The 24,852-nt window shown below is 40.0% G+C and carries 25 protein-coding genes; 15 read left to right on the forward strand and 10 right to left on the reverse strand.

Annotated features, from left to right (window positions below; all coding sequences use genetic code 11):
- The first annotated feature begins 92 nt into the window (after positions 1 to 92).
- The gene (pcrA, locus tag TZ92_RS06135) at positions 93 to 2,384 is read left to right on the forward strand and encodes a DNA helicase PcrA (RefSeq protein ID WP_033629703.1); all 2,292 of its coding nucleotides are present in this window, start codon (positions 93 to 95) and stop codon (positions 2,382 to 2,384) included.
- Positions 2,385 to 2,426: 42 nt separating this feature from the next.
- A complete protein-coding gene (radC, locus tag TZ92_RS06140; protein ID WP_033629704.1) occupies positions 2,427 to 3,107 on the forward strand; it encodes a RadC family protein in 681 nt (226 codons plus the stop codon).
- A 14-nt stretch (positions 3,108 to 3,121) separates the two neighbouring features.
- Here the strand turns inward: radC and TZ92_RS06145 are convergent, their stop codons facing one another.
- The 8 genes from TZ92_RS06145 to TZ92_RS06180 form a co-directional block, all read right to left on the reverse strand.
- Positions 3,122 to 3,610: a hypothetical protein gene (locus tag TZ92_RS06145; protein WP_033629705.1), complete on the reverse strand. Its 489-nt coding sequence runs from the start codon at positions 3,608 to 3,610 to the stop codon at positions 3,122 to 3,124.
- Between the two features lie 23 nt (positions 3,611 to 3,633).
- A complete protein-coding gene (locus tag TZ92_RS06150; protein WP_033629706.1) occupies positions 3,634 to 4,323 on the reverse strand; it encodes a gamma-glutamyl-gamma-aminobutyrate hydrolase family protein in 690 nt (229 codons plus the stop codon).
- A 15-nt stretch (positions 4,324 to 4,338) separates the two neighbouring features.
- Positions 4,339 to 4,980, reverse strand: coding sequence for a redox-sensing transcriptional repressor Rex (locus TZ92_RS06155; RefSeq protein ID WP_033629707.1), 642 nt, complete (start codon positions 4,978 to 4,980; stop codon positions 4,339 to 4,341).
- Positions 4,981 to 5,062: 82 nt separating this feature from the next.
- A complete protein-coding gene (locus tag TZ92_RS06160; protein WP_000286091.1) occupies positions 5,063 to 5,278 on the reverse strand; it encodes a DUF4649 family protein in 216 nt (71 codons plus the stop codon).
- Positions 5,279 to 5,284: 6 nt separating this feature from the next.
- Complete coding sequence (locus TZ92_RS06165; RefSeq protein WP_033629708.1) at positions 5,285 to 5,632, reverse strand: DUF1831 domain-containing protein; 348 nt, start codon at positions 5,630 to 5,632, stop codon at positions 5,285 to 5,287.
- Positions 5,633 to 5,636: 4 nt separating this feature from the next.
- A complete protein-coding gene (locus tag TZ92_RS06170; protein WP_033629709.1) occupies positions 5,637 to 6,752 on the reverse strand; it encodes a cysteine desulfurase family protein in 1,116 nt (371 codons plus the stop codon).
- Between the two features lie 9 nt (positions 6,753 to 6,761).
- A complete protein-coding gene (locus TZ92_RS06175) occupies positions 6,762 to 7,721 on the reverse strand; it encodes a ribose-phosphate diphosphokinase (RefSeq protein ID WP_033629710.1) in 960 nt (319 codons plus the stop codon).
- A 111-nt stretch (positions 7,722 to 7,832) separates the two neighbouring features.
- A complete protein-coding gene (locus tag TZ92_RS06180; RefSeq protein ID WP_033629711.1) occupies positions 7,833 to 8,402 on the reverse strand; it encodes a CYTH domain-containing protein in 570 nt (189 codons plus the stop codon).
- Between the two features lie 128 nt (positions 8,403 to 8,530).
- Here TZ92_RS06180 and yjbM point away from each other — a divergent pair, with 128 nt between their 5' ends.
- The 9 genes from yjbM to TZ92_RS06225 all read left to right on the forward strand — a co-directional run bounded on the left by yjbM (position 8,531) and on the right by TZ92_RS06225 (position 16,960).
- Positions 8,531 to 9,202 (forward strand): GTP diphosphokinase, encoded by a 672-nt coding sequence (gene yjbM, locus TZ92_RS06185; RefSeq protein WP_000151555.1) that lies wholly within the window; start codon positions 8,531 to 8,533, stop codon positions 9,200 to 9,202.
- Positions 9,186 to 10,004 carry an NAD kinase gene (locus TZ92_RS06190; RefSeq protein ID WP_000799063.1) on the forward strand — a complete coding sequence of 273 codons (819 nt, stop codon included), beginning with the start codon at positions 9,186 to 9,188 and terminating at the stop codon, positions 10,002 to 10,004. Before yjbM ends, TZ92_RS06190 begins: the two co-directional genes overlap by 17 nt.
- The gene (locus TZ92_RS06195; protein WP_033629712.1) at positions 10,001 to 10,897 is read left to right on the forward strand and encodes an RluA family pseudouridine synthase; all 897 of its coding nucleotides are present in this window, start codon (positions 10,001 to 10,003) and stop codon (positions 10,895 to 10,897) included. Before TZ92_RS06190 ends, TZ92_RS06195 begins: the two co-directional genes overlap by 4 nt.
- A gap of 43 nt (positions 10,898 to 10,940) precedes the next feature.
- The gene (pta, locus tag TZ92_RS06200) at positions 10,941 to 11,915 is read left to right on the forward strand and encodes a phosphate acetyltransferase (RefSeq protein ID WP_033629713.1); all 975 of its coding nucleotides are present in this window, start codon (positions 10,941 to 10,943) and stop codon (positions 11,913 to 11,915) included.
- Positions 11,916 to 11,997: 82 nt separating this feature from the next.
- Positions 11,998 to 13,158 carry an A/G-specific adenine glycosylase gene (mutY, locus tag TZ92_RS06205; RefSeq protein ID WP_033629714.1) on the forward strand — a complete coding sequence of 387 codons (1,161 nt, stop codon included), beginning with the start codon at positions 11,998 to 12,000 and terminating at the stop codon, positions 13,156 to 13,158.
- Positions 13,159 to 13,234: 76 nt separating this feature from the next.
- Positions 13,235 to 13,942, forward strand: a complete 708-nt coding sequence (gene yycF, locus TZ92_RS06210; RefSeq protein WP_033629715.1) for a response regulator YycF — start codon at positions 13,235 to 13,237, stop codon at positions 13,940 to 13,942.
- Positions 13,935 to 15,284: a cell wall metabolism sensor histidine kinase VicK gene (gene vicK, locus TZ92_RS06215; RefSeq protein ID WP_000568720.1), complete on the forward strand. Its 1,350-nt coding sequence runs from the start codon at positions 13,935 to 13,937 to the stop codon at positions 15,282 to 15,284. The genes yycF and vicK overlap by 8 nt, the downstream gene beginning before the upstream one ends.
- A gap of 1 nt (position 15,285) precedes the next feature.
- Positions 15,286 to 16,095 (forward strand): MBL fold metallo-hydrolase, encoded by an 810-nt coding sequence (locus tag TZ92_RS06220; RefSeq protein WP_033629716.1) that lies wholly within the window; start codon positions 15,286 to 15,288, stop codon positions 16,093 to 16,095.
- Between the two features lie 85 nt (positions 16,096 to 16,180).
- Positions 16,181 to 16,960, forward strand: a complete 780-nt coding sequence (locus TZ92_RS06225; protein ID WP_033629717.1) for a potassium channel family protein — start codon at positions 16,181 to 16,183, stop codon at positions 16,958 to 16,960.
- 32 nt (positions 16,961 to 16,992) lie between these two features.
- Here the strand turns inward: TZ92_RS06225 and TZ92_RS06230 are convergent, their stop codons facing one another.
- Both TZ92_RS06230 and TZ92_RS06235 read right to left on the reverse strand, forming a co-directional pair.
- Positions 16,993 to 17,340 (reverse strand): DUF6568 family protein, encoded by a 348-nt coding sequence (locus tag TZ92_RS06230; RefSeq protein ID WP_033629718.1) that lies wholly within the window; start codon positions 17,338 to 17,340, stop codon positions 16,993 to 16,995.
- 111 nt (positions 17,341 to 17,451) lie between these two features.
- Positions 17,452 to 19,170, reverse strand: a complete 1,719-nt coding sequence (locus tag TZ92_RS06235) for a phospho-sugar mutase (protein ID WP_033629719.1) — start codon at positions 19,168 to 19,170, stop codon at positions 17,452 to 17,454.
- A 409-nt stretch (positions 19,171 to 19,579) separates the two neighbouring features.
- Here TZ92_RS06235 and TZ92_RS06240 point away from each other — a divergent pair, with 409 nt between their 5' ends.
- The 4 genes from TZ92_RS06240 (at position 19,580) to TZ92_RS06255 (ending at position 24,839) form a co-directional block, all read left to right on the forward strand.
- A complete protein-coding gene (locus TZ92_RS06240) occupies positions 19,580 to 20,734 on the forward strand; it encodes a DUF5105 domain-containing protein (protein ID WP_045594919.1) in 1,155 nt (384 codons plus the stop codon).
- Between the two features lie 78 nt (positions 20,735 to 20,812).
- Positions 20,813 to 22,714 carry a ribosomal protection-like ABC-F family protein gene (gene abc-f, locus TZ92_RS06245; RefSeq protein ID WP_033629722.1) on the forward strand — a complete coding sequence of 634 codons (1,902 nt, stop codon included), beginning with the start codon at positions 20,813 to 20,815 and terminating at the stop codon, positions 22,712 to 22,714.
- Between the two features lie 2 nt (positions 22,715 to 22,716).
- Positions 22,717 to 23,580 (forward strand): Rgg family transcriptional regulator, encoded by an 864-nt coding sequence (locus TZ92_RS06250; RefSeq protein ID WP_033629724.1) that lies wholly within the window; start codon positions 22,717 to 22,719, stop codon positions 23,578 to 23,580.
- Between the two features lie 80 nt (positions 23,581 to 23,660).
- Entirely contained in the window at positions 23,661 to 24,839 is a 1,179-nt protein-coding gene (locus TZ92_RS06255) for an MFS transporter (RefSeq protein ID WP_033629726.1), read from the forward strand.
- Positions 24,840 to 24,852: the final 13 nt, after the last annotated feature.

The following is a 24,852-nucleotide window of genomic DNA, read 5'->3' on the forward strand; positions in this document are numbered from 1 at the left end:
GTTACTTTCTAGACGCAATCAGTCTAGCTAAAGATATTTTATCTGATTTCTGATATAATAGAAACATTGACTTCAAGAGTAAGGAAGAGAAAATGAACGCATTATTGAATGGAATGAATGACCGTCAAGCCGACGCGGTGCAAACGACAGAAGGACCCTTGTTAATCATGGCGGGGGCTGGTTCTGGAAAGACTCGTGTTTTAACTCACAGAATCGCCTACTTGATTGATGAAAAGATGGTCAATCCTTGGAACATCTTGGCCATTACCTTTACCAATAAGGCTGCTCGTGAGATGAAGGAGCGTGCCTATGGGCTTAATCCAGCAACCCAGGACTGCCTAATTGCGACCTTTCACTCCATGTGTGTTCGTATCCTGCGTCGCGATGCGGATCATATTGGCTACAATCGGAACTTCACTATTGTAGATCCAGGAGAGCAACGAACTCTCATGAAGCGCATTCTCAAGCAATTAAACTTGGATCCGAAAAAATGGAATGAACGGACCATTTTGGGGACTATTTCAAATGCTAAGAATGACTTGATTGATGATGTGGCTTATGCTGCTCAAGCTGGTGATATGTATACGCAAATCGTGGCCCAGTGTTATACGGCCTATCAGAAGGAGCTTCGTCAGTCTGAGTCCGTTGACTTTGATGATTTGATTATGCTGACCCTGCGTCTCTTTGATCAAAATCCTGACGTCTTGACTTACTATCAGCAGAAGTTCCAGTACATTCATGTTGATGAGTACCAAGATACCAACCATGCCCAGTATCAATTGGTCAAACTCTTGGCTTCTCGCTTTAAAAATATCTGTGTAGTCGGTGATGCTGACCAGTCTATTTACGGTTGGCGTGGGGCTGATATGCAGAATATTTTGGATTTTGAGAAAGATTACCCTAACGCCAAGGTCGTTTTGTTAGAGGAAAATTATCGTTCAACAAAAACCATTCTCCAAGCAGCCAATGACGTCATCAAAAACAATAAAAATCGTCGCCCCAAGAATCTCTGGACCCAGAATGCTGATGGGGAACAGATTATTTACTATCGTGCAAATGACGAACTGGATGAGGCTGTTTTTATAGCCAAAACCATCGACGAACTTAGTCGTAGTCAAAACTTCCTTCATAAAGATTTTGCTGTACTCTATCGGACTAATGCGCAGTCTCGTACCATTGAGGAAGCCCTGCTCAAGTCCAATATTCCTTATACCATGGTTGGCGGAACTAAGTTCTACAGCCGTAAGGAAATCCGTGACATTATCGCCTACCTTAATCTTATTGCTAATCTGAGTGACAATATCAGTTTTGAGCGCATTATCAACGAGCCGAAACGTGGAATCGGTCCAGGAACGGTTGAGAAAATTCGCGACTTTGCGAATATGCAAGACATGTCTATGCTGGATGCTTCAGCCAATATCATGTTGTCTGGCATCAAAGGAAAAGCAGCACAGTCAATTTGGGACTTTGCCAATATGATCTTGGATTTGCGAGAAAAACTGGATCAATTAACTATCACCGAGCTGGTGGAGGCTGTTCTAGAAAAAACAGGTTATGTCGATATTCTTAATGCTCAGGCAACCTTGGAAAGCAAGGCGCGGGTTGAAAATATCGAGGAATTCCTTTCTGTTACCAAGAACTTTGATGACAATCCTGATAGTCAAGAAGAAGAAACAGGTTTGGATAAACTCAGTCATTTCTTGAATGACTTGGCTTTGATTGCAGATACAGATTCAGGCAATCAGGAGACATCAGAAGTGACCTTGATGACCTTGCACGCAGCTAAGGGACTTGAGTTCCCAGTTGTCTTTATCATTGGGATGGAGGAAAATGTCTTTCCACTTAGCCGTGCAACTGAAGATCCAGATGAGCTAGAAGAGGAACGCCGTTTGGCCTATGTAGGTATCACTCGCGCGGAGAAAATCCTCTATCTGACCAATGCCAACTCACGCTTGCTTTTCGGTCGTACAAATTATAACCGTCCAACACGTTTCATCAATGAAATCAGTTCGGACTTGCTCGAGTATCAAGGTTTGGCCCGCCCAGCGAATACTAGCTTTAAAGCCTCTTATAGCAGTGGTGGGATTGCTTTCGGTCAAGGTATGAGCTTAGCTCAGGCCCTTCAAGAACGGAAACGCAATGCTGCACCACGCTCTATCCAGTCAAGTGGTCTTCCGTTTGGACAGTTTACATCCGGAAATAAAAAAGATTCAAGCGATACCAACTGGTCTATTGGAGATATTGCACTTCACAAGAAATGGGGAGAGGGAACGGTCCTTGAAGTTTCAGGTAGTGGTGATACTCAGGAATTGAAAATAAATTTCCCAGAAGTAGGTCTGAAAAAACTTCTAGCCAGTGTAGCTCCAATTGAGAAAAAAATCTAATTTTTCATCCTTCTCACGAATAATAAAGTGAGGAGGATTTTTATGTACAGTATTTCATTCCAAGAAGATTCACTCTTGCCTAGAGAAAGACTAGTTAAAGAAGGAGTAGAGGCGCTGAGCAATCAAGAGTTGTTAGCTATTTTTCTCAGAACGGGAACGCGTCAGGCAAATGTCTTTGAAATTGCCCAGAGAGTCTTGAATAGTCTTAACAGTCTAACTGATCTGAAAAATATGACCCTGCAGGAATTGCAGAGTCTGTCTGGTATTGGACGGATTAAAGCCATTGAACTACAAGCAGTGATTGAACTGGGACACCGCATTCACAAACATGAAACCCTTGAGATGGAAAGTATTCTCAGTAGTCAAAAGCTAGCCAAGAAAATGCAACAGGAACTTGGCGACAAAAAACAAGAGCACCTAGTGGCGCTCTATCTCAATACTCAAAATCAAATCATCCATCAGCAAACTATTTTTATCGGATCTGCGACACGCAGCATTGCTGAACCGAGGGAAATTCTTCACTATGCCCTCAAGCATATGGCTACCTCCGTGATTCTCGTTCACAATCATCCATCTGGTGCAGTATCTCCTAGTCGAAACGACGACCATGTCACTAAACTAGTCAAGGAAGCCTGCGAACTGATGGGAATTGTGTTCTTGGACCATTTGATTGTCTCTCACTCTGATTACTTTAGTTACCGTGAAAAGACGGATCTGATTTAAGATTACACATGATCTTACTCAATCACTTTTAGAACATAGGAATCTACTTCTGCCATATTGATAACAGGAAGAGGTTTTATCGTGGGTACAAGTAAATTTTCTTGAACGATAAAGTTGACAATCGCATTGAAATCTTCGATTTTATAATATCTTTTTTTATGAATGAGAATATCTCTGTAAAAGTAAAGACTTGAATGAAATTTACTTTTTAGTTTAGCATCTGCCTTTTTACAAAATCGTTTTGCCTTTTTAGACATTTCTTTCAGCTGTTTTTCTTTTTCTTTTTGAGATAGTTTATCGAAATTCTCTTTATTCTTAGAAAAAGATTGGTAACTTTCCGCTGTTAAAAGTCTATAGAGATTAGAAAGATGAAAGCAAACCCTTATTTCTTTTTCATTATTTGATAAGAAAAGATTAGCTTCCTTTTCCTTATAAGATATGAAAACATTAGCTTCTATATCTCTCAAAATCTCATGAGTAGAAGGTATTTTAATTTCATTCATGATTAATAACCTATTTATAAGTCCTAGAGTTCGTTAACAACATAGTCAAACAATGTTTTATCCTTGGGACGATTTTCAAAGAGAAATTCAGGATGCCATTGAACACCAAGATAAGGAAAACCGTCCGTAGTTGTCACAGCCTCAATGATTCCATCTTTAGGATCATGTGCTACAACCTTAAGATTTGAAGCTAGATCTTTAATACTCTGGTGGTGGAAGGAGTTGATGTGAGAGATTTCTCCATAGATCTCTCGGAGAATCGTATCAGGTTCCGTTACGAGGCGTTGAGTCGTGTATTCGGCTGAACAGTCCTGCCAATGATCCTCGATATCTTGGTGTAGCGTGCCTCCCATGGCGACATTGAAAAGTTGAGTACCCCGACAAACAGAGAAAATTGGTTTCTTTTGCTTAATTGCTTCTTTGATAAGTGCTAGTTCAAAAATATCTCTTTGAAGGTGGTAGTCATCACTATCAATAGCCTTTGGTTCACCATAGTATTTTGGATCAACATTTTGCCCACCCGTTAGGATGAGCTTATCAATGATACTGATGTAATAGGCAGCTATTTCTTGATCACCAATCGGTAGGATGATTGGAATTCCGCCAGCGTCCTTGACTCCTTCAATAAAGCCCTTTGCTGCATAGCTCATCATGATGTCATCATCTGGATGAGCTTTTTCATTTCCTGTAATCCCAATAACTGGTTTTTTCATAAATGCTTTCGCTTTCTAATCCTCTTTACGCATAAAATAGAGGAGGGTTTGGAGTTCGCTTGTCAAATCGACATACTGAACGACCACATCTTTTGGGAGTTGAAGGTGAACAGGGGAAAAACTGAGAATACCTTTTATACCTGCATCAACCAAAAGATTGGCAACTTCTTGTGATTTAACACTTGGAACTGTTAGGATAGCAGTTTTGACATCTGCTTCTTTGATTTTTTCTTTAATCTGTGAGATACCATAGATTGGAATTCCATCAGGTGTCTGGCTTCCAACTTCTGGATGGTCATCTAGGTCAAAGGCCATGATAATTTTCATCTTGTTACGCTCGTGAAAGCGGTAGTGGAGAAGGGCATGGCCCATATTTCCAATCCCAACCAGCATAACATTTGTAATGGAGTTATCATTTAGGAGATCAGCAAAAAAATTCATCAATTTTTTGACATCGTAACCAAAACCACGACGACCTAGCTCGCCAAAATAGGAAAAATCACGTCGAACGGTCGCAGAATCGATACCGATAGCCTCTGCAATTTGCTTGGAGTTGGCACGTTCGATTTTTTCTGCATGAAATCTCTTGAAAATTCGATAGTAAAGAGAGAGTCTTTTTGCTGTTGCTTTTGGAATAGCAGACTGTTTATCTTTCACAAAATCACAACCTTTCTATTCTTCTATTTTATAGAAACATTGTGAAAAAATCAACAAAAACAAGAAAAAACTAAGAAATTTCTTAGTTTTTATCTGAAAAATGAGCTTGTGATAGAAAACGGTAGAGATCGCCAACCAATCCTTGATAAATCACCTTATCATTCAGCGTTAAGGAGCTGATTAGGAGAGTATCAGGTAGGGTCACACAGCCAGATAGAGATAACATGAGCTCTTCGTAATCCTTATATTCAAGTATACGTTCTACGTGATAGTTATCTTGATAGGTAAGTCGATACATAGTCAATTATCTTTCTTCTTTAGTGAAGATACCGCGTTCTACTAAACTGTCCATGAGGAAGTAGAATTTTTCCTGATGAATGTGGTGGTCTTCTGATTTAAAGATATTAACCAAACGAAGGCCAGACTTGTCAGTGATGTTGAGTTTAGCACCTGTAAGGTCTTTGTTGATGATGATTTTTAGCTTGAAACCATCACCGCTGTTAGGTACTTTCTCAAGCAAACGAGTCAGTTCGAAGTTTCCAACTTTTGTTTCAAAGAAAGTATTATCTTTCAGTGTGAACTTTTTGACAGTTGGGCTAAGTGTGTAGTCGTAGCGGCAGTTTTGTAGTTTAATGGTTTTTTCGAATGCCATTAGATTAATCTCCAATAATATTTTTTAAGGTTTGTGCGAGTTGTTTCAATTCTTCCTCAGTGTTAAGAGGAGAAAGACTGATACGGACAGATTCTGTTAAACGATGCGAATCAGACCCATAAAATGCTTCAAGCACATGACTGGTTTGCACAATACCAGCAGTACAAGCTGAACCGGTAGAAATTGAAATTCCTTCCAGGTCTAACCGAAGCAAGAGCAAATCATTTTTTTGACCAGGAAAGCCAATGTTGACAACATAAGGAAGTTGGTGGTTACTTTCATTGAGATAGTAGTCGAGACCTGCAATTTCTTCTAAAAAAGTAGCTTTGAGTGCGCTTAGTTTTTGGTAATGCTCAACTTGGTCATTTAAATCCTCTTTGAGAGCAGCGACCATGCCTACAATGGCAGCGAGATTTTCTGTTCCAGCCCGTTTCTTTTGTTCTTGGTCTCCACCGTGAAGGTAGGAATCAAAGTCTCCAGTCGATGCGTAAAGAAATCCGACTCCTTTTGGTCCATGGAATTTGTGGGCAGAAGCACTGAGGAAATCAATTCCTAATTCCTTGGGATGGATAGGAATTTTCCCAATAGCTTGAACAGCATCTACATGATAAGCAGCACGATGCTCTTTTAAAATACGTCCAATCTCAGCGATAGGTAAGAGGCTACCTGTTTCATTATTAGCATACATGGTGGAAACGAGAATGGTATCGTCACGTAAAGCTTCTTGAATTTGCTGGGCAGTTATTTCTTGATTTACTGGTTGGATGATGGTCGCTTCAAAACCAAAATGTTGCACCAGGTAATCGATGGTTTCAAGCACAGAATGGTGTTCAATAGCTGTGGTGATGATATGTTTTCCATTGTCTTGATGACGGAGACAATAGCCGATAATGGCTGTATTGTTACTTTCTGTACCGCCAGATGTAAAAAAGATATGTTGAGGTTTGGTTCCTAGTAAGTGGGCTAAGTCTTGACGAGCCTCTCGCAAGAGTTTACCAGCTTGTCGACCATGGCCATGAATACTAGAAGGATTACCATGAGTTTCTTGCATGACCTTGGTCATTTCTGCAATAGCTACTGCTGACATAGGAGTCGTAGCAGCATTGTCCAAATAAATCAAAGAATCACCTTATTTCTTTTTGTTGTAAGCAAAGAGTGGGCTGACTGGTTTTCTTTCATGGATGCGGACGATAGCATCACCAATTAATTCGCTAGCGGTAATGTAACATACATTTTCTGGAGTTCTTTCTTTGGTTGCTACAGAGTCTGTCACTAGGATTTCTTTGATGTTTGTAGCGTCAAGAAGATCTGCTGCACCTTCAACAAATAAACCGTGACTGGATACTGCATAAATCTCAGTTGCGCCTTCACGTTCAACGATTTTGGCTGCTTCAGAGAAAGTACGACCAGTATTTAGGATATCGTCAATCAAGATAGCCTTCTTGCCTTCAACATCCCCAATGATATAGCCTTCGTTACGATTAGAATCGTCTTGGGCGTAGTCAATGATAGCGATAGGAGCATCAAGGTATTCAGCCAAACTACGTGCACGTTTAACACCAGAGTTCTTTGGACTAACAACAACAACATCAGAGCCAAGAAGTCCTTTATCACAGTAGTGCTTAGCAAATAGAGGAACAGTATAAAGATTATCTACAGGAATATCAAAGAAACCTTGGACCTGAACAGCGTGGAGGTCAAGCGTTAGAACACGGCTTACACCAGCTTTGACAAGCATATTGGCAACCAGTTTTGCAGTGAGGGGTTCGCGAGAAGAAGCGATACGATCCTGACGCGCATAACCAAAGTAAGGAAGGACAACGTTGATACTATGAGCACTTGCACGTACACAAGCGTCAACCATGATCAACAACTCCATCAAGTGGTTGCTAACAGGGTAGCTGGTTGACTGGATGATGTAGACATCGTAACCACGGACACTTTCTTCGATGTTGACCTGGATTTCGCCGTCAGAAAATTGTCGAGAGGATAATTTCCCGAGAGGTACACCAACTGTATCCGCAATCTTTTGAGCGATTTCATGGTTAGAGTTTAGGGTGAAAAGTTTCATGTTGTTTCTATCTGACATTATAGACCGTCCTCTGTAAACTTTGTGAATCTTCTTTGAGAAAGTTTTGTTTTTCAAAGCCAGATTCTTTTATTTTTATCTTTTCTATTTTACCAAAAAAAGGAGATTATTTCAGCTTTTTTTAATGCTTTTAATAAAACGAATTAATTTTGATGGAGCTTTCTGATAAGTTATCTGATTTTCATCTAAAAATTTCTGAAAATCGGCTTTCCCTTTTTCATGGTCAGTGACTTCAAGCTCCAGTTCATAGTCCGTCTGGTCAAAGTAGTGACTTTTATCTAAGGCCATTAAGCCAATTTCTGTTTTCGTTTCATAACGTAGAGTTGAAAGACAGCCTAGGACAAGCCAGTCATGACTTTCGATACCAATCTTAGCGAGCTTCTCTAGAACGAGCCCTTGAGGTAGTTTTTGTTTTTCTAGGTATGATTCAGCTTCTGGAAGAGTTAGTTTCTGGTTGTATTCCATATTTCCTACAGTTTGAGGTACTTTTAAGGTCAACTCCGCCCAATCTGAAAAGGTGCGAATGCGCATGGCAACCTTCTTTTCACGCAATTGGAAATCTGGCGTGTCAATGTAGTAGTTTTTCTGAAGGACGGGTTGGATATGGGAAAACTGTTTTTTTAGATGATCGTATTCCTCTTTTTTCAGAAGTGTTTTCAATTCTATTTCTAAATGTTTCATTTTTTCAACCTTTTCTATATCTTTGAAAGCGATTTATGGTATAATGGACAATGTATTTATTGTATACGAATGTACTGAAAAAATCAAAGATTTTCGACAGAGCAATCAAACATTACAAGGGAGAAAGTATGACCATAGAATGGGAAGAATTTTTAGATCCTTACATTCAGGCTGTTGGTGAATTGAAGATCAAACTTCGGGGGATTCGCAAACAGTATCGAAAGCAAAACAAGCATTCTCCGATTGAGTTTGTAACGGGTCGTGTCAAACCGATTGAAAGTATTAAAGAAAAAATGGCTCGTCGAGGAATTACTTATGCAAGTCTAGAACATGATCTGCAAGATATTGCTGGTTTACGTGTCATGGTTCAGTTTGTTGATGACGTTAAAGAGGTAGTTGAGATTCTACGTAAACGCCAAGATATGAGAGTCGTTCAGGAACGAGACTATATCACTCATCGTAAGGCTTCAGGTTATCGTTCTTATCACGTGGTTGTCGAGTACACGGTTGATACGATCAACGGAGCTAAGACGATTTTGGCGGAAATTCAAATACGGACGTTAGCCATGAATTTCTGGGCTACGATTGAACACTCACTTAATTATAAATACCAGGGCGATTTTCCAGAAGAAATCAGGAAAAGACTGGAAATCACGGCCAAAATAGCCTATCAACTGGATGAAGAAATGGGTAAGATTCGTGACGATATCCAAGAAGCGCAGGCTCTCTTTGATCCATTGAGCAGAAAACTAAACGATGGTGTAGGAAATAGTGACGATACAGATGAAGAATACAGGTAAACGAGTTGACCTCATAGCAAATAGAAAACCACAAAGTCAGAAGGTCTTGCATGAACTGAGGGAAAAACTAAAAAAACAACATTTTATACTGAACGATACCAATCCCGATATCGTCATTTCCATTGGTGGTGACGGGATGCTTTTGTCTGCCTTTCACAAGTATGAGAATCAGTTAGACAAGGTTCGATTTGTAGGTGTTCATACAGGGCATTTGGGATTTTACACAGATTATCGTGATTTTGAGCTGGATCAGTTGGTGACCAATCTCCTACTCGATACTGGTGCCAAAGTTTCCTATCCAGTCTTGAATGTCAAAGTAACGCTTGAAAATGGAGAAGTGAAAATCTTCCGTGCTTTAAATGAAGCCAGCATCCGTCGATCAGACCGGACCATGGTTGCGGATATCATCATTAACCACGTTCCGTTCGAGCGATTTCGAGGAGATGGAGTGACTGTTTCAACGCCGACGGGAAGTACTGCCTACAACAAGTCCTTGGGTGGAGCTGTCTTGCATCCGACCATTGAAGCCTTGCAGTTGACAGAGATAGCAAGTCTTAACAACCGAGTCTATCGCACTTTGGGATCATCAATCATTATTCCCAAAAAAGATAAGATTGAACTTTTGCCGACACGCAATGATTACCACACGATATCAGTCGATAACAGCGTCTATTCCTTCCGTAATATCGAAAGGATTGAGTATCAAATCGACCATCACAAGATTCACTTCGTAGCGACTCCAAGTCACACTAGTTTCTGGAATCGTGTTAAAGATGCCTTCATCGGCGAGGTGGATGAATGAGGTTCGAATTTATCGCAGATGAGCACGTCAAAGTCAAAACCTTCCTCAAGAAACATGAGGTTTCCAAGGGACTTTTGGCCAAGATTAAGTTTCGAGGCGGGGCTATTCTGGTCAATGGCCAACCTCAAAATGCGACTTATCTCTTAGATATTGGAGATAGAGTAACTATTGACATTCCTGCAGAGGAAGGGTTTGAGAGCCTTGAAGCTATTGACCGACCACTCGATATTTTATATGAGGATGACCATTTTCTGGTTTTGAATAAGCCTTATGGAGTAGCTTCCATCCCAAGTGTCAATCATTCCAATACCATTGCCAATTTTATCAAGGGCTATTATGTCAAGCAAAACTATGAAAACCAGCAAGTTCACATCGTGACTAGGCTTGATAGAGATACATCTGGTTTGATGCTCTTTGCCAAGCACGGCTACGCTCATGCACGTTTAGACAAGCAGTTGCAACGAAAGTCTATCGAAAAACGGTATTTTGCTTTAGTTAAAGGAGCTGGTGTTTTGGAGCCTGAAGGGGAGATTATTGCCCCGATTGCGCGTGATGTGGACTCCATTATCACAAGACGAGTTGCCAAGGGTGGGAAATACGCCCATACATCATATAAAGTTGTAGCTTCTTACGGAAATATTCACTTGGTCGATATTCGCCTGCATACTGGGCGAACCCACCAAATTCGAGTGCATTTTTCTCACATAGGCTTTCCTTTGTTGGGAGACGATTTGTATGGTGGTAGTCTGGATGACGGAATTCAACGTCAGGCCTTGCATTGTCATTATTTATCTTTTTATCATCCTTTTCTAGAGCGAGATTTGCAATTAGAAAGCCCCTTACCGGATGATTTCAGCAATCTTATTACTCAGTTATCAACTAATACTCTTTAAAAACTATTTGGAGTATAATTTATTTTCTTAAAGGAGAAAACTCATGGAAGTTTTTGAAAGTCTCAAAGCCAACCTGGTTGGCAAAAATGCTCGTATCGTTCTCCCTGAAGGAGAAGAGCCACGTATTCTTCAAGCAACAAAACGCTTGGTAAAAGAAACAGAAGTAATCCCTGTTTTGCTTGGAAACCCTGAAAAAATTAAAATTTATCTCGAAATCGAAGGGATCATGGATGGTTATGAAGTCATTGACCCTCAACACTATCCTCGATTTGAAGAAATGGTTGCTGCTTTAGTAGAGCGTCGTAAGGGCAAAATGACTGAAGAAGAAGCGCGCAAAGTTTTGGTTGAAGATGTCAACTATTTTGGTGTGATGCTAGTCTACTTGGGCTTGGTTGACGGTATGGTATCTGGTGCGATTCACTCAACTGCCTCAACAGTTCGCCCAGCCCTACAAATCATCAAAACTCGTCCAAACGTAACTCGTACTTCAGGTGCCTTCCTTATGGTACGTGGTACAGAACGTTACCTATTTGGAGACTGTGCCATTAACATCAATCCAGATGCAGAAGCCTTGGCTGAAATCGCGATCAATTCAGCAATCACAGCTAAGATGTTTGGTATTGAACCTAAAATTGCTATGCTAAGCTATTCTACTAAAGGTTCAGGATTTGGTGAAAGTGTTGATAAGGTCGTAGAAGCAACTAAAATTGCTCACGACTTGCGTCCCGACCTTGAGATTGATGGGGAGTTGCAATTTGACGCTGCCTTTGTTCCTGAAACTGCAGCTCTAAAAGCTCCAGGAAGTAACGTAGCTGGTCAAGCAAATGTTTTTATCTTCCCAGGTATTGAAGCCGGAAATATTGGGTATAAGATGGCAGAACGTCTCGGTGGTTTTGCGGCTGTCGGACCTGTTTTGCAAGGTTTGAACAAGCCAGTAAACGACCTTTCTCGTGGATGTAATGCAGATGATGTGTACAAGTTGACCCTTATCACTGCTGCCCAAGCGGTTCATCAATAAGGTTTAGTCCTCTTTCCCATGGGAAGAGGCTTTTTAGTACTGAGAAAAAGACAGTTAGAAGCTTCTATGTTATACTAGATATATGTTAGATTTGAAAGAATACGGTGTTGACATGTGGCCAGAGGAAAAGATTTTCTCTTTTCGTGAGAAACTCCTCAACTGGTATGATGAAAACAAGCGAGATTTACCCTGGCGAAGAAGTAAAAATCCTTATCACATATGGGTTTCTGAAATCATGCTGCAGCAGACTAGGGTAGATACGGTTATTCCCTACTATGAACGATTTTTGGACTGGTTTCCAACTGTTGAAAGTTTGGCAAATGCGCCTGAGGAGCGTTTACTGAAAGCTTGGGAGGGGTTGGGCTATTATTCCCGCGTACGCAATATGCAGTCGGCGGCTCAGCAGATTATGACAGACTTTGAAGGGAAATTTCCAAACACTTACGAAGGGATTTCTAGCTTGAAAGGGATTGGCCCCTATACTGCGGGAGCAATTTCCAGTATCGCTTTTAATTTACCCGAGCCAGCAGTTGATGGCAATGTCATGCGGGTTTTGGCACGCTTGTTTGAGGTAAATTATGATATCGGAGTTCCTAGTAATCGAAAGATTTTCCAAGCCATGATGGAAATCTTGATTGACCCGAAACGACCAGGTGACTTTAACCAAGCTCTGATGGACTTGGGCTCTGATATAGAGTCTCCGGTTAACCCTCGACCAGAAGAAAGTCCTGTTAAGGAATTTAGCGCAGCCTATCAGAATGGAACCATGGATCGTTATCCGATTAAAGAACCCAAGAAAAAGCCCCTACCAATTTATCTCAAGGCTTTGGTTGTACGCAATGACTATGGTCAATATCTACTTGAGAAAAACGAAAGCGAGAAACTACTAGCAGGTTTTTGGCATTTCCCATTGATTGAAGTTGATGATTTCTCAAGTGATGACGATCAGCTAGATCTCTTTTCTCAAGTCAAAGAGGAAAGCAGAGCATTTGGACCAAGCCCTCAAGAAAACTTTGAGCAGGATTATGATTTAGAAGTGAATTGGTCCCAGCAAGTATTTGACCAGGTCAAGCATGTATTTAGTCATCGGAAATGGCATATTCAAATCCTAGCAGGCCAAGTGACAGATTCGAAACAGTTTTCGGACAGAGAAATTCGCTGGGTTTCTCCTCAGGAGTTTTCTGATTATCCACTTGCGAAACCTCAACAAAAAATTTGGCAGGCTTATAAAAACAACTCTTGAAGATGAAGGCTTACAGTAGCCATTTGTGCCTTCTTTGCATTTTTTTGTTATAATAGATAGAGAAAAAGGTGATAAAATGAAAAAAATATTAATTGTAGATGATGAGAAACCAATCTCAGATATTATTAAGTTTAATATGGCCAAGGAAGGTTATGAAGTTGTTACAGCCTTCAATGGTCGTGAGGCGATCGAGCTATTTGAAGTAGAGCAACCGGATATTATTATCCTCGACTTGATGTTACCTGAAATTGATGGTTTAGAAGTTGCTAAAGCTATTCGTAAGACTAGTAGCGTTCCGATTATCATGCTATCAGCTAAGGATAGCGAGTTTGACAAGGTTATTGGTTTAGAGTTAGGTGCAGACGATTATGTTACAAAACCTTTCTCAAACCGTGAGTTGCAGGCTCGTGTTAAGGCCCTTCTTCGTCGTACCGACCTAGTTTCAGTAGATAACCAAGAGTCTGATGAGAAGAAGACGCAACCTTTACAAATTGGTGATTTGGAAATCGTTCCAGATGCTTACGTGGCTAAGAAATATGGTGAGGAATTAGATTTGACCCACCGTGAGTTTGAACTCTTGTATCACTTGGCATCTCATATTGGACAAGTGATTACGCGTGAACACTTGCTTGAGACTGTATGGGGTTATGACTATTTTGGTGATGTTCGTACTGTGGACGTGACCATTAGACGCTTGCGTGAGAAAATAGAAGACACTCCAAGTCGTCCAGAGTACATTCTCACACGTCGTGGTGTTGGATACTATATGAGAAATAATGATTGAAGATATTAGACAAACTATTCTGACCAGCGATTTTATCTTTATTCTGATTTTACTTGGTTTTATCTTGGTAGTGACCTTGCTGTTACTGGAAAATCGTCGGGATAATATCCGTCTGAAGGAGATAAATCAAAAGGTTAAGGACTTGATTGCAGGTGATTATTCTCAAGTTTTGGACTTGCAAGGAAGTACAGAAATCACCAATATCACCAATAATCTGAACGATTTGTCAGAAGTTATTCGTTTGACCCAAGAAAATCTGGAACAAGAGAGTAAACGATTGAACAGTATTCTTTCTTATATGACAGATGGCGTCCTTGCGACCAATCGCCGTGGCCAGATTACTATGATCAACGATATGGCCAAGAAACAGCTCGGTGTGCAGAAAGAAGATGTTCTGAATAAAAGCATCCTCGAATTGCTTAAGATAGAAGATGAGTATGAGCTGCGTGACCTGATTACACAGATTCCTGAGTTGACGATTGACTCCCAGGATGTGAATGGTGAATATCTAAGCCTTCGTGTACGTTTTGCTCTGGTTCGCCGTGAGTCAGGTTTCATTTCTGGTTTGGTTGCCGTTTTACATGATACGACCGAACAGGAGAAGGAAGAGCGTGAGCGAAGACTCTTTGTTTCGAACGTGAGTCATGAGTTGCGGACTCCTTTGACCAGTGTTAAATCTTATCTTGAAGCCTTGGACGAGGGAGCCTTGTATGATCCTGTAGCCCCTGATTTTATCAAGGTTTCACTCGATGAAACCAACCGTATGATGCGGATGGTGACAGATCTCTTACATCTCTCTCGTATTGATAATGCGACTACTCAGTTGGATGTGGAGTTGATTAACTTTACAGCCTTCATCACCTTTATTCTCAACCGCTTTGATAAGATGAGAAGTCAGGATGACGAGAAAAAATATGAACTTGTTAGAGATTACCCTATTAATTCAGTTTGGATCGAGATTGATACCGATAAGATGACCCAGGTGATTGATAATATTCTCAACAATGCCATTAAGTATTCACCAGATGGTGGGAAAATCACTGTCAGCATGAAAACCACTGATGACCAGATGATTTTATCCATTAAAGACCAAGGTCTAGGAATTCCAAAACAAGATTTGCCGAAGATTTTTGACCGTTTTTACCGCGTGGATCGCGCAAGAAGCCGGGCACAAGGTGGAACTGGGCTAGGTCTAGCTATCGCAAAAGAAATCATCAAACAACACAATGGCTTTATATGGGCCAAAAGTGAATACGGTAAGGGCTCAACCTTTACCATCGTGCTCCCTTATGATAAGGATGCCGTAAAAGAAGAAATATGGGAGGACGAAATAGAAGACTAAAATGAGTGAAATAGGCTTTAAATACAGTATTTTAGCATCAGGTTCCAGTGGAAATTCTTTTTATCTGGAAACATCAAAAAAGAAAATCCTAGTAGATGCAGGCTTGTCTGGTAAGAAAATTACTAGCCTGCTAGCTGAAATCAATCGCAAACCTGAAGATCTGGATGCGATTCTGATTACGCATGAGCACTCAGATCATATCCATGGGGTCGGTGTCTTGGCTCGCAAATATGGCATGGATCTTTACGCCAATGAAAAGACTTGGCAGGCTATGGAAAATAGCAAGTATCTTGGCAAGGTTGATTCTTCTCAAAAGCATATCTTTGAAATGGGCAAAACTAAAACCTTTGGCGATATCGACATTGAGAGTTTTGGGGTCAGCCATGATGCGGCAGCACCACAGTTTTACCGCTTTATGAAAGACGACAAGAGCTTCGTCATGTTGACCGATACAGGTTATGTTAGTGACCGTATGGCTGGAATAGTCGAAAATGCAGATGGTTATCTCATCGAGTCCAACCACGACGTGGAAATCTTACGAGCAGGATCTTACGCTTGGCGTCTCAAACAGCGAATTCTATCGGATCTCGGTCACCTTTCTAACGAAGACGGTGCTGAGGCCATGATTCGTGCAATGGGAAATCGGACTAAGAAAATCTATCTTGGCCATTTATCTAAGGAGAATAATATCAAAGAGCTGGCTCATATGACAATGGTCAACCAGCTAGCGCAAGCTGATCTGGGAGTCGGAGTAGACTTTAAAGTTTTTGATACCTCTCCAGATACTGCAACACCATTAACGGATATATAAAAAGAAGGCGAGTGCCTTCTTTTGTTTTGTATTTTATCAGGGATTTAGTGTGGTATAATGATTAAAAAACTAAAGGAGTAGCAGTGTGAATAGAAAATGGTTATTAAAGGATTACTATGACACGACGATTATCATACTTGCCTTGATATCCGTTGTCCTTGTCTTGCTTGGATTTGCTGAGATGATTGATTTGGATAATCCACCTTACAGTATTATTGATTTAGTGATTTGGTTTATCTTTGTAGTGGATTATGGTTGGCGGTTCTTTTCAAGTAAAGAAAAATGGAGATTTATACTTGAAAATATATTCGACTTGTTAGCTATTCTTCCTTTGAATGCTATTTTTACAGTATTTCGATTAGGGCGTATCTTCCGCTTAGCTAGGCTGACAAAATTACTGAAACTAACTCGTCTTTTAAGAGTCGTTGGATTGACTGGCAAGTTGGAAAAGAAGGTTGGAAAACTCTTACGAACAAATGGCTTACTTTATATTTTCTATCTCAATTCCTTTATTGTACTGGTAGGTAGTTCAATTTTATCTGTTGTTGAAGAAAAATCTTTCTCAGATAGTCTTTGGTGGGCGCTTGTAACGGTAACGACTGTTGGTTATGGAGATATTGTTCCTGCGTCGATTTTTGGGAAGTGGTTAGCTGTTTTACTAATGCTTGTCGGTATTGGCACAATAGGAATGTTAACGAGTTCCTTGACGAATTTTTTCGTGAAAGAGAATCCAGATGAACAGATAAAACTCGATAAACTACAAGATGAATTATCCAGTCAGAGAATACTACTTGAGAAACAATCTGAGAAGATAGAAGAACTGCATGGAATGATACAAGACTTGCTTGAAAAAACGTCCTATTGACCATATAAAAAACCACTCAACGAGTGGCTTTTTTACAATCCAGCAAAGTCCTTGATTTCTTGTGCTGACATGGAAGAGTCGCAACGGACATTGATTTGGCCATCAGCAACATGAACGAATCCCGGAACAGTTGGGATACCATAGCGTGAACGGAAATCTTGCAATTGATTGAGTTGACTTGGTTCTTCACTGTTGATGAAGTAGATGTGAGCTTTGGTTTCAGCTACGACACCTGCCAATGTACCTGCAAATTTACGACAGTAGGGGCAAGTTTTGCGACCAATGAAGAAGGTTGCAGTTTCTTTATTATCGAGTGCTTCTTGTGCACGCGCAACCGTAGTGACTTCAAGGTCTTTAATATTATCTAAAAATTGTTCCATGAGATTACCTCGCTTTCATTGATAAGTCTAGTATGCCATAAAGTTTCCAAAAATGCTTAGATTTGATACGAAAAAAAGATGAGATTGGTTGGTCTCATCTTTTATAATTTCTTATTTTACAAACACATTGATTTCCGCTTCGATGTTAGCGATTTTAGCTTGTGATTCTTCGTTGCTTTCACCTACAACGGCAATGTAGAACTTGATTTTTGGTTCAGTACCTGAAGGGCGAACTGCAATCCATGAACCGTCAGCAAGTGTATATTTCAAAACATCACTTGGAGGAGTTGTCAAGTTTGTAACAGTTCCGTCAGCAGCAGTAGCAGTTTGTGCCTTGAAGTCTTCTACGACAGTGATAGCTGTTGCGTTCCATTCTTTTGGAGCATTGTTGCGAAATTTAGCCATAGTCGCTTTGATTTGTTCAGCACCATCAACACCAGAAAGGGTAACAGAGATAGTCTTTTCTGCGTAGTAGCCGTATTCTTTATAGATTTCTTTGATACCGTCAGCAAGTGTCAAACCACGTGAACGGTAGTAGGCAGCAAGCTCAGCAACGACAAGAACGGCTTGGATAGCATCTTTATCACGTACGAATGGCTTAATCAAGTAACCGAAGCTTTCTTCAAATCCCATCATGTAAGTGTGATTGTGTTTTTCTTCAAATTCTTGAATTTTTTCAGCGATAAATTTGAAACCTGTCAAAACGTTGAACATGGTTGCGCCGTAGCTTTCAGCAATCTTCGTTACCAAGTCAGTTGATACGATGGATTTGCAGAGGGCTGCATTTTCAGGAAGAGTTCCAGCATTTTTGTGGGCTTCCAAGATGTATTTAGCCATGATAGCTCCGATTTGGTTACCTGAAAGGTTGAGGTAGCTACCATCTTTTTGAAGAACTTCAACACCAACACGGTCAGCGTCAGGGTCAGTTGCAACAAGCACATCTGCACCAACTTGACGACCAAGTTCTTCAGCAAGGGCAAAGGCTGCTTGGCTTTCTGGGTTTGGAGATTTTACAGTAGAGAAATCAGGGTCTGCAGTTGCTTGTGCTTCAACAACCTGAACAGAGTCAAATCCTGCTTGAGCAAGAGCACGACGAGCCAACATTTCACCCGTACCATGAAGTGGTGTGTAGACAATCTTCATGTCTTTACCGAATTCTTCAATCAATGTTGGGTTGATGTTTACGTCCTTAACTTCTTTAAGATATTCAACATCGACAGCTTCGCCAATTACTTCAATCAAGCCAGAAGCTTTTTCAGCTTCGACATCAGCAACTTCCACAGCGAATGGATTTTCGATAGCACGAATGTAAGTTGTCAAAGCATCTGCATCATGTGGAGGCATTTGTCCACCGTCTTCTCCGTAAACCTTGTAACCGTTAAATGGAGCAGGGTTGTGACTGGCAGTAATCATGATACCTGCGAAACAGTTGAGGTGACGAACTGCAAATGAGAGTTCTGGAGTTGGACGGAGGCTTTCAAATACGTAAGATTTGATACCATGTTTTGCAAGAACTGCCGCAGATTCAAAGGCAAACTCAGGTGAGAAGTGACGGCTATCGTAGGCAATTGCTACACCACGTTCTTTTTCGTTTCCACCTTTTGACTCAATCAAACGAGCCAAACCTTCGGTAGCTTGACGAACAACATAGATATTGATGCGGTTTGTACCAGCACCGATCAAACCACGCATACCAGCAGTACCAAATTCAAGATTGGTATAAAAGGCATCTTCCTTTGTTTTTTCGTCCATATTTTCCAAATCTTGACGAAGGTAGTCTGGAAGATCAGCAAAATCGAGCCATTTTTGATAATTTTCTTGGTAAGTCATAGAGTATCTCCTTTGTCTATTTGCTTTAATCGCTTTCATTATATCACGATTTGACATTTTAGTAAAACGTTAGCATAACTTAAAATGTAGGAAATTTACTTATGCACTTTAGCGGGAAAATGGTGGGTACCATGCTTACTTATACTAAGTTAGGGATGAATATCAATTATCTAATTTTTAAAAATACTAAAAGTTATAGTATTTTTGTGGGATTTTAAATAAAATAAATCGTAAATATTGTTATATTCTATTTATTTTATAAAGAATTCTTTAATGTATCAAATGAAGGTATAGAAAAATTTAATGTAAAACTCTATAAATTTAAGATATTTTGAAAATATCTGGTTTCTGTTTTGAATTTTATAGTGCGTATGGTAAAATATAGTAAATCATTAAAGGAGAATCCATTATGAAAAAAATTCTTAAGCATTCTGCTTTGCTTTTATCAGCTTTAGCACTTGTTGCCTGTGGAGCTCAAAAAAAAGCAAGCGACAATGGTACTGCCTCAAACTCAAACTTTGAAGTTTCTGTAAAAGACGGTATGTTTGTATTGCCTAAAGACGAAGATTCATCTTCAAGCTACCTTGCACTTCAAGTCGAAATCAAGAACAATCGTGATAAACAGTTTAGTTTTACTAGCCAAGATATTACGCTTTATAATGAAAAAGATGAAAAATTACAACCAATTCAAATCCACGAAAGCGACAGTAAAACTAAGTTTATGTCATATGGAGACAGTCTTTCTAAAGGAAAGAGCGTTGCTGGTTATGTAGTGTATGAGGTTGACAAGAACGCTAAGTATGAACTCCACTTTGCGCCTAGCTTTTACGATGATATCAAAGAAAATTCTAAAAAGAATAACGATGTAGCAATCAAGGTGGATCCAAGTCAGTACGAAGATCATATTGATGAAGCTAAAGATGTTATGAAAAAATATGTCGATGCGGTTTACCTTAATGGGGAAAGTTCTGGTGGTGGAACGAACCTAAGTGCTACTGATAATAAGTTGCAAGTTGTTGCGCTTGCTGATGATAAAAAATCTTCTGATGACAGTGCTGAATTCACAAACGATGCGAAAGCTGATAAAGAAGAGTTTATCAAGAAATTTACAGAGTCGTTCGGAAAAGGCTTCTATAATTACAAACCTTCTGATTCAGAACTTAGAACATTCGCAGATGCTTACATCAAAGCAAATGCTAAGAGAGCAAAAGTTGATTACAAGGTGAAGACATATTTGCCAGATTATGCTGTTGTTTATGTTAGACCAGAAACAATCGACTTGGATAATTTGAATGTTCATGAATTGAGTCGTAAATTCTACGAAGAAAACAAAGGCAAATATAGCAACTACTCAGAAGCTATGAAAGCTGGTGAGAAGTACATTTTAGAAAATGCACCGAGTCAATTTGATTCAACTCCACTAGACACTAGTGATAACATGAAGAAAGAGGGTTATGAAATTAAAATGACCAAGAAAGATGGTAAATGGACCATTGATACCTCTTCTAAAAACTATGACTTAAAAGATATGGCTCGCACATTCCGTGGAGGCATTGGATACTAATATGAAAGGTTCGGGTTTATGACTCGAACTTTTTTCGTTGCAATTGTGCAAAAGAGAAAAAGATAGTAAAATAGATGTATGATTATTTTACAAGCCAATAAAATTGAACGATCTTTTGCTGGTGAGGTTCTCTTTGAACATATCAATCTGCAAGTGGATGAACGAGACCGAATTGCTCTTGTTGGGAAAAATGGTGCAGGTAAGTCTACTCTTTTAAAGATTTTGGTTGGGGAAGAGGAGCCAACTAGTGGAGAAATCAATAAGAAAAAAGATATTTCTCTGTCTTACCTAGCCCAAGATAGCCGTTTTGAGTCTGAAAATACCATTTATGATGAAATGCTCCATGTCTTTGATGATCTACACCGTACGGAGAAACAACTGCGTCAGATGGAGTTGGAGATGGGTGAAAAGTCTGGTGAAGATCTAGATAAACTGATGGCGGATTATGATCGTTTATCAGAGAATTTCCGTCAGGCTGGTGGCTTTACCTACGAAGCTGATATCCGCGCTATCTTGAATGGTTTCAAGTTTGACGAGTCTATGTGGCAGATGAAAATTGCCGAACTTTCGGGTGGTCAAAATACCCGTCTGGCACTGGCCAAAATGCTCCTTGAAAAGCCAAATCTCTTAGTCTTAGACGAGCCAACCAACCACTTGGATATTGAAACGATTGCTTGGCTAGAGAATTACTTGGTGAACTATAGCGGCGCCCTCATTATTGTCAGTCACGACCGTTACTTTTTGGACAAGGTTGCGACGGTTACACTCGATTTGACTAAGCATTCCTTGGATCGTTATGTAGGCAATTACTCTCGCTTTGTTGAGTTAAAGGAGCAAAAGCTAGCTACTGAGGCAAAAAACTATGAAAAGCAACAAAAGGAAATCGCGGCTCTAGAAGACTTTGTCAATCGAAATCTAGTCCGAGCCTCAACGACTAAACGTGCCCAATCTCGACGCAAGCAACTAGAAAAAATGGAGCGTTTGGACAAGCCTGAAGCTGGCAAGAAATCAGCCAATATGACCTTCCAGTCTGAAAAAACGTCAGGAAATGTCGTTTTGACAGTTGAAAATGCGGCTATTGGTTATGATGGGGAAATACTCTCAGAGCCAATCAATCTGGACCTTCGTAAAATGAATGCTGTTGCCATCGTTGGACCAAACGGCATCGGGAAATCAACCTTTATCAAGTCTATTGTGGACCAGATCCCCTTTATCAAGGGAGAGAAGCGTTTTGGTGCCAATGTTGAGGTTGGTTACTATGATCAGACTCAAAGTAAGCTAACACCAAGTAATACTGTACTCGATGAACTCTGGAATGATTTTAAACTGACACCTGAAGTTGAAATCCGCAACCGTCTTGGCGCCTTCCTTTTTTCAGGAAATGATGTTAAAAAATCAGTTGGCATGCTGTCAGGTGGCGAGAAAGCTCGTTTACTTTTGGCTAAATTGTCTATGGAAAACAACAACTTCCTGATCCTTGACGAGCCGACCAACCACTTGGATATTGATAGCAAGGAAGTGTTAGAAAATGCTCTGATTGATTTTGATGGAACCCTTCTTTTTGTCAGCCACGACCGTTACTTTATCAATCGTGTAGCCACTCATGTTTTGGAATTGTCTGAGAATGGTTCGATCCTCTATCTAGGAGATTATGACTACTATGTTGAAAAGAAAGCAGAAGTAGAAATGACTCAGACAGAAGAAGCTTCAACTAGCAATCAAGCAAAAGAAACAAGTCCAGTTAATGACTACCAAGCTCAGAAAGAAAGTCAGAAAGAAGCCCGTAAGCTCATGCGACAAATCGAAAATCTAGAGGCTGAAATCGAAGAGTTAGAAAGTCAAAGCCAAGCCATTTCTGAACAAATGCTGGAAACCAACGATGCTGAAAAACTCATGGAATTGCAGACTGAACTGGACAAAATCAGCCATCGTCAGGAAGAAGCTATGCTTGAGTGGGAAGAATTATCAGAGCAGGTGTAAGGATGAAACATCTAGGAAAGGTATTTCGTGAATTTCGAACAAGTGGGAAGTACTCCTTGAAAGAGGCGGCAGGTGAATCATGTTCAACCTCTCAATTATCTCGCTTCGAGCTTGGGGAGTCTGATCTAGCAGTTTCCCGTTTCTTTGAGATTTTGGATAATATTCATGTGACTATTGAAAATTTCATGGACAAGGCTAGAGATTTTCAAAATCATGAACATGTTGCCTTGATGGCACAGATTATTCCGCTTTACTACTCAAATGATATTGCAGGTTTTCAAAAGCTTCAAAAGGAACAGCTTGAGAAAGCAAAGAGTTCGACCAATCCCCTCTATTTTGAGCTGAATTGGATTCTGCTACAAGGTCTGATTTGTCAAAGAGATGCTCGTTACACGATGAGTCAGAGTGATTTGGAAAAGGTAGCAGATTATCTTTTTCAAACAGAAGAATGGACTATGTATGAGTTGATTCTTTTCGGTAATCTCTATACTTTCTACAATGTGGACTATGTAGCTCGGATTGGCAGAGAAGTGATGGAGATGGAAGACTACTACAAGGAAATTGGTCGTCATCGAAAACTTGTTTTGATCTTAGCTCTTAACTGTTACCAGCATTGTTTGGAAAATCGATCCTTTGCGGATGCGGACTATTTTGAGGGCTATGTGGAGAAGTTGATTGCAAATGGTATCAAGCTTTATGAGCGCAATATCTTCCATTATCTCAAAGGTTTCGCCCTCTACCAGAGAGACTTGAAAGAAGAGGGTTGTAGTCAGATGCAGGAGGCTATGCATATTTTTGATGTGCTTGGACTTCCAGAGCAAGTGGCTTACTATCAGGAACATTATGAAAAATTTGTAAATGCTTAAATTTCCCAAATAAGGGAAAAATAAAGAGACTCCTTTCAGTTTTGATACAATAGTTTCAAAATTTGAGAGGAGCTTTTTATATGAATCGACATGCAATCCAGTTGATTAGTCGTGGGGCTATTAATAAAATCGGGAATATGCTCTATGACTATGGAAATAGTGTTTGGTTAGCATCAATGGGAACGATAGGGCAGACTGTTCTTGGGATTTACCAGATTTCTGAGTTGGTTACATCGATTCTGGTCAATCCCTTTGGCGGAGTGATTTCAGACCGCTTTTCGCGTCGCAAAATTTTGATGACGACAGACCTGATTTGTGGTATTCTCTGTTTAGCTATTTCTTTCATCAGAAATGATGGCTTGATGATTGCTGCCTTGATTTTTGCCAATATTGTTCAGGCAGTTGCCTTTGCATTTTCTCGTACAGCCAATAAAGCCATTATAACTGAGGTTGTAGAGAAAGACGAGATTGTGACCTATAATGCTCGCTTAGAGCTCGTTTTGCAGGTTGTAGGTGTTAGCTCCCCTGTACTTTCTTTCCTCGTTTTACAATTTGCCAGTCTCCATATGACGCTTGTTTTAGATGCCATTAGTTTTTTCATCGCATTTATCTTAGTAGCTTTCCTCCCCAAAAAAGAGGCTAAGGAACAAGTGAAAAGGACTCTCAGCTGGAAAAATATTTTTGCTGATATGAAAGAAGGGATTCGATATATTTGGCGCCAGCAAGAAATCTTTTTCCTTTTGGTAGTCGCTTCCAGTGTTAATTTCTTTTTTGCAGCTTTTGAATTTCTCCTTCCTTTTTCAAATCGACTATACGGGGTAGAAGGAGCTTATGCAACTATTTTGACTATGGGCGCTATTGGTTCGATTATCGGAGCTCTTCTAGCTAGCAAAATAAAGGCAGGTGTTTATAATCTTTTGATTCTATTGGCCTTGACTGGAGTTGGAGTTTTTATGATGGGGTTACCATTGCCAACTTTTCTTTCCTTTTCTGGAAATTTAGTTTGTGAACTGTTTATGACGATATTTAATATTCACTTTTTTACTCAGGTGCAAACCAAGGTTGAGGGGGAATACTTGGGAAGAGTACTAAGCACCATTTTTACCTTAGCTATCCTATTTATGCCGATTGCAAAAGGCTTTATGACGGTGCTACCAAGTGTCCATCTCTCTTCTTTTCTGATAATTGGAAGCGGGGTTATCATCCTGTCTTGTCTATCCCTCATTTACGTGCGAAGTCATTTTGAAAAAGAGTTATAATTTCTCTTTTTTA

Source organism: Streptococcus oralis subsp. oralis (genome assembly GCF_000960035.1).
GTDB lineage: Bacteria > Bacillota > Bacilli > Lactobacillales > Streptococcaceae > Streptococcus > Streptococcus oralis_G.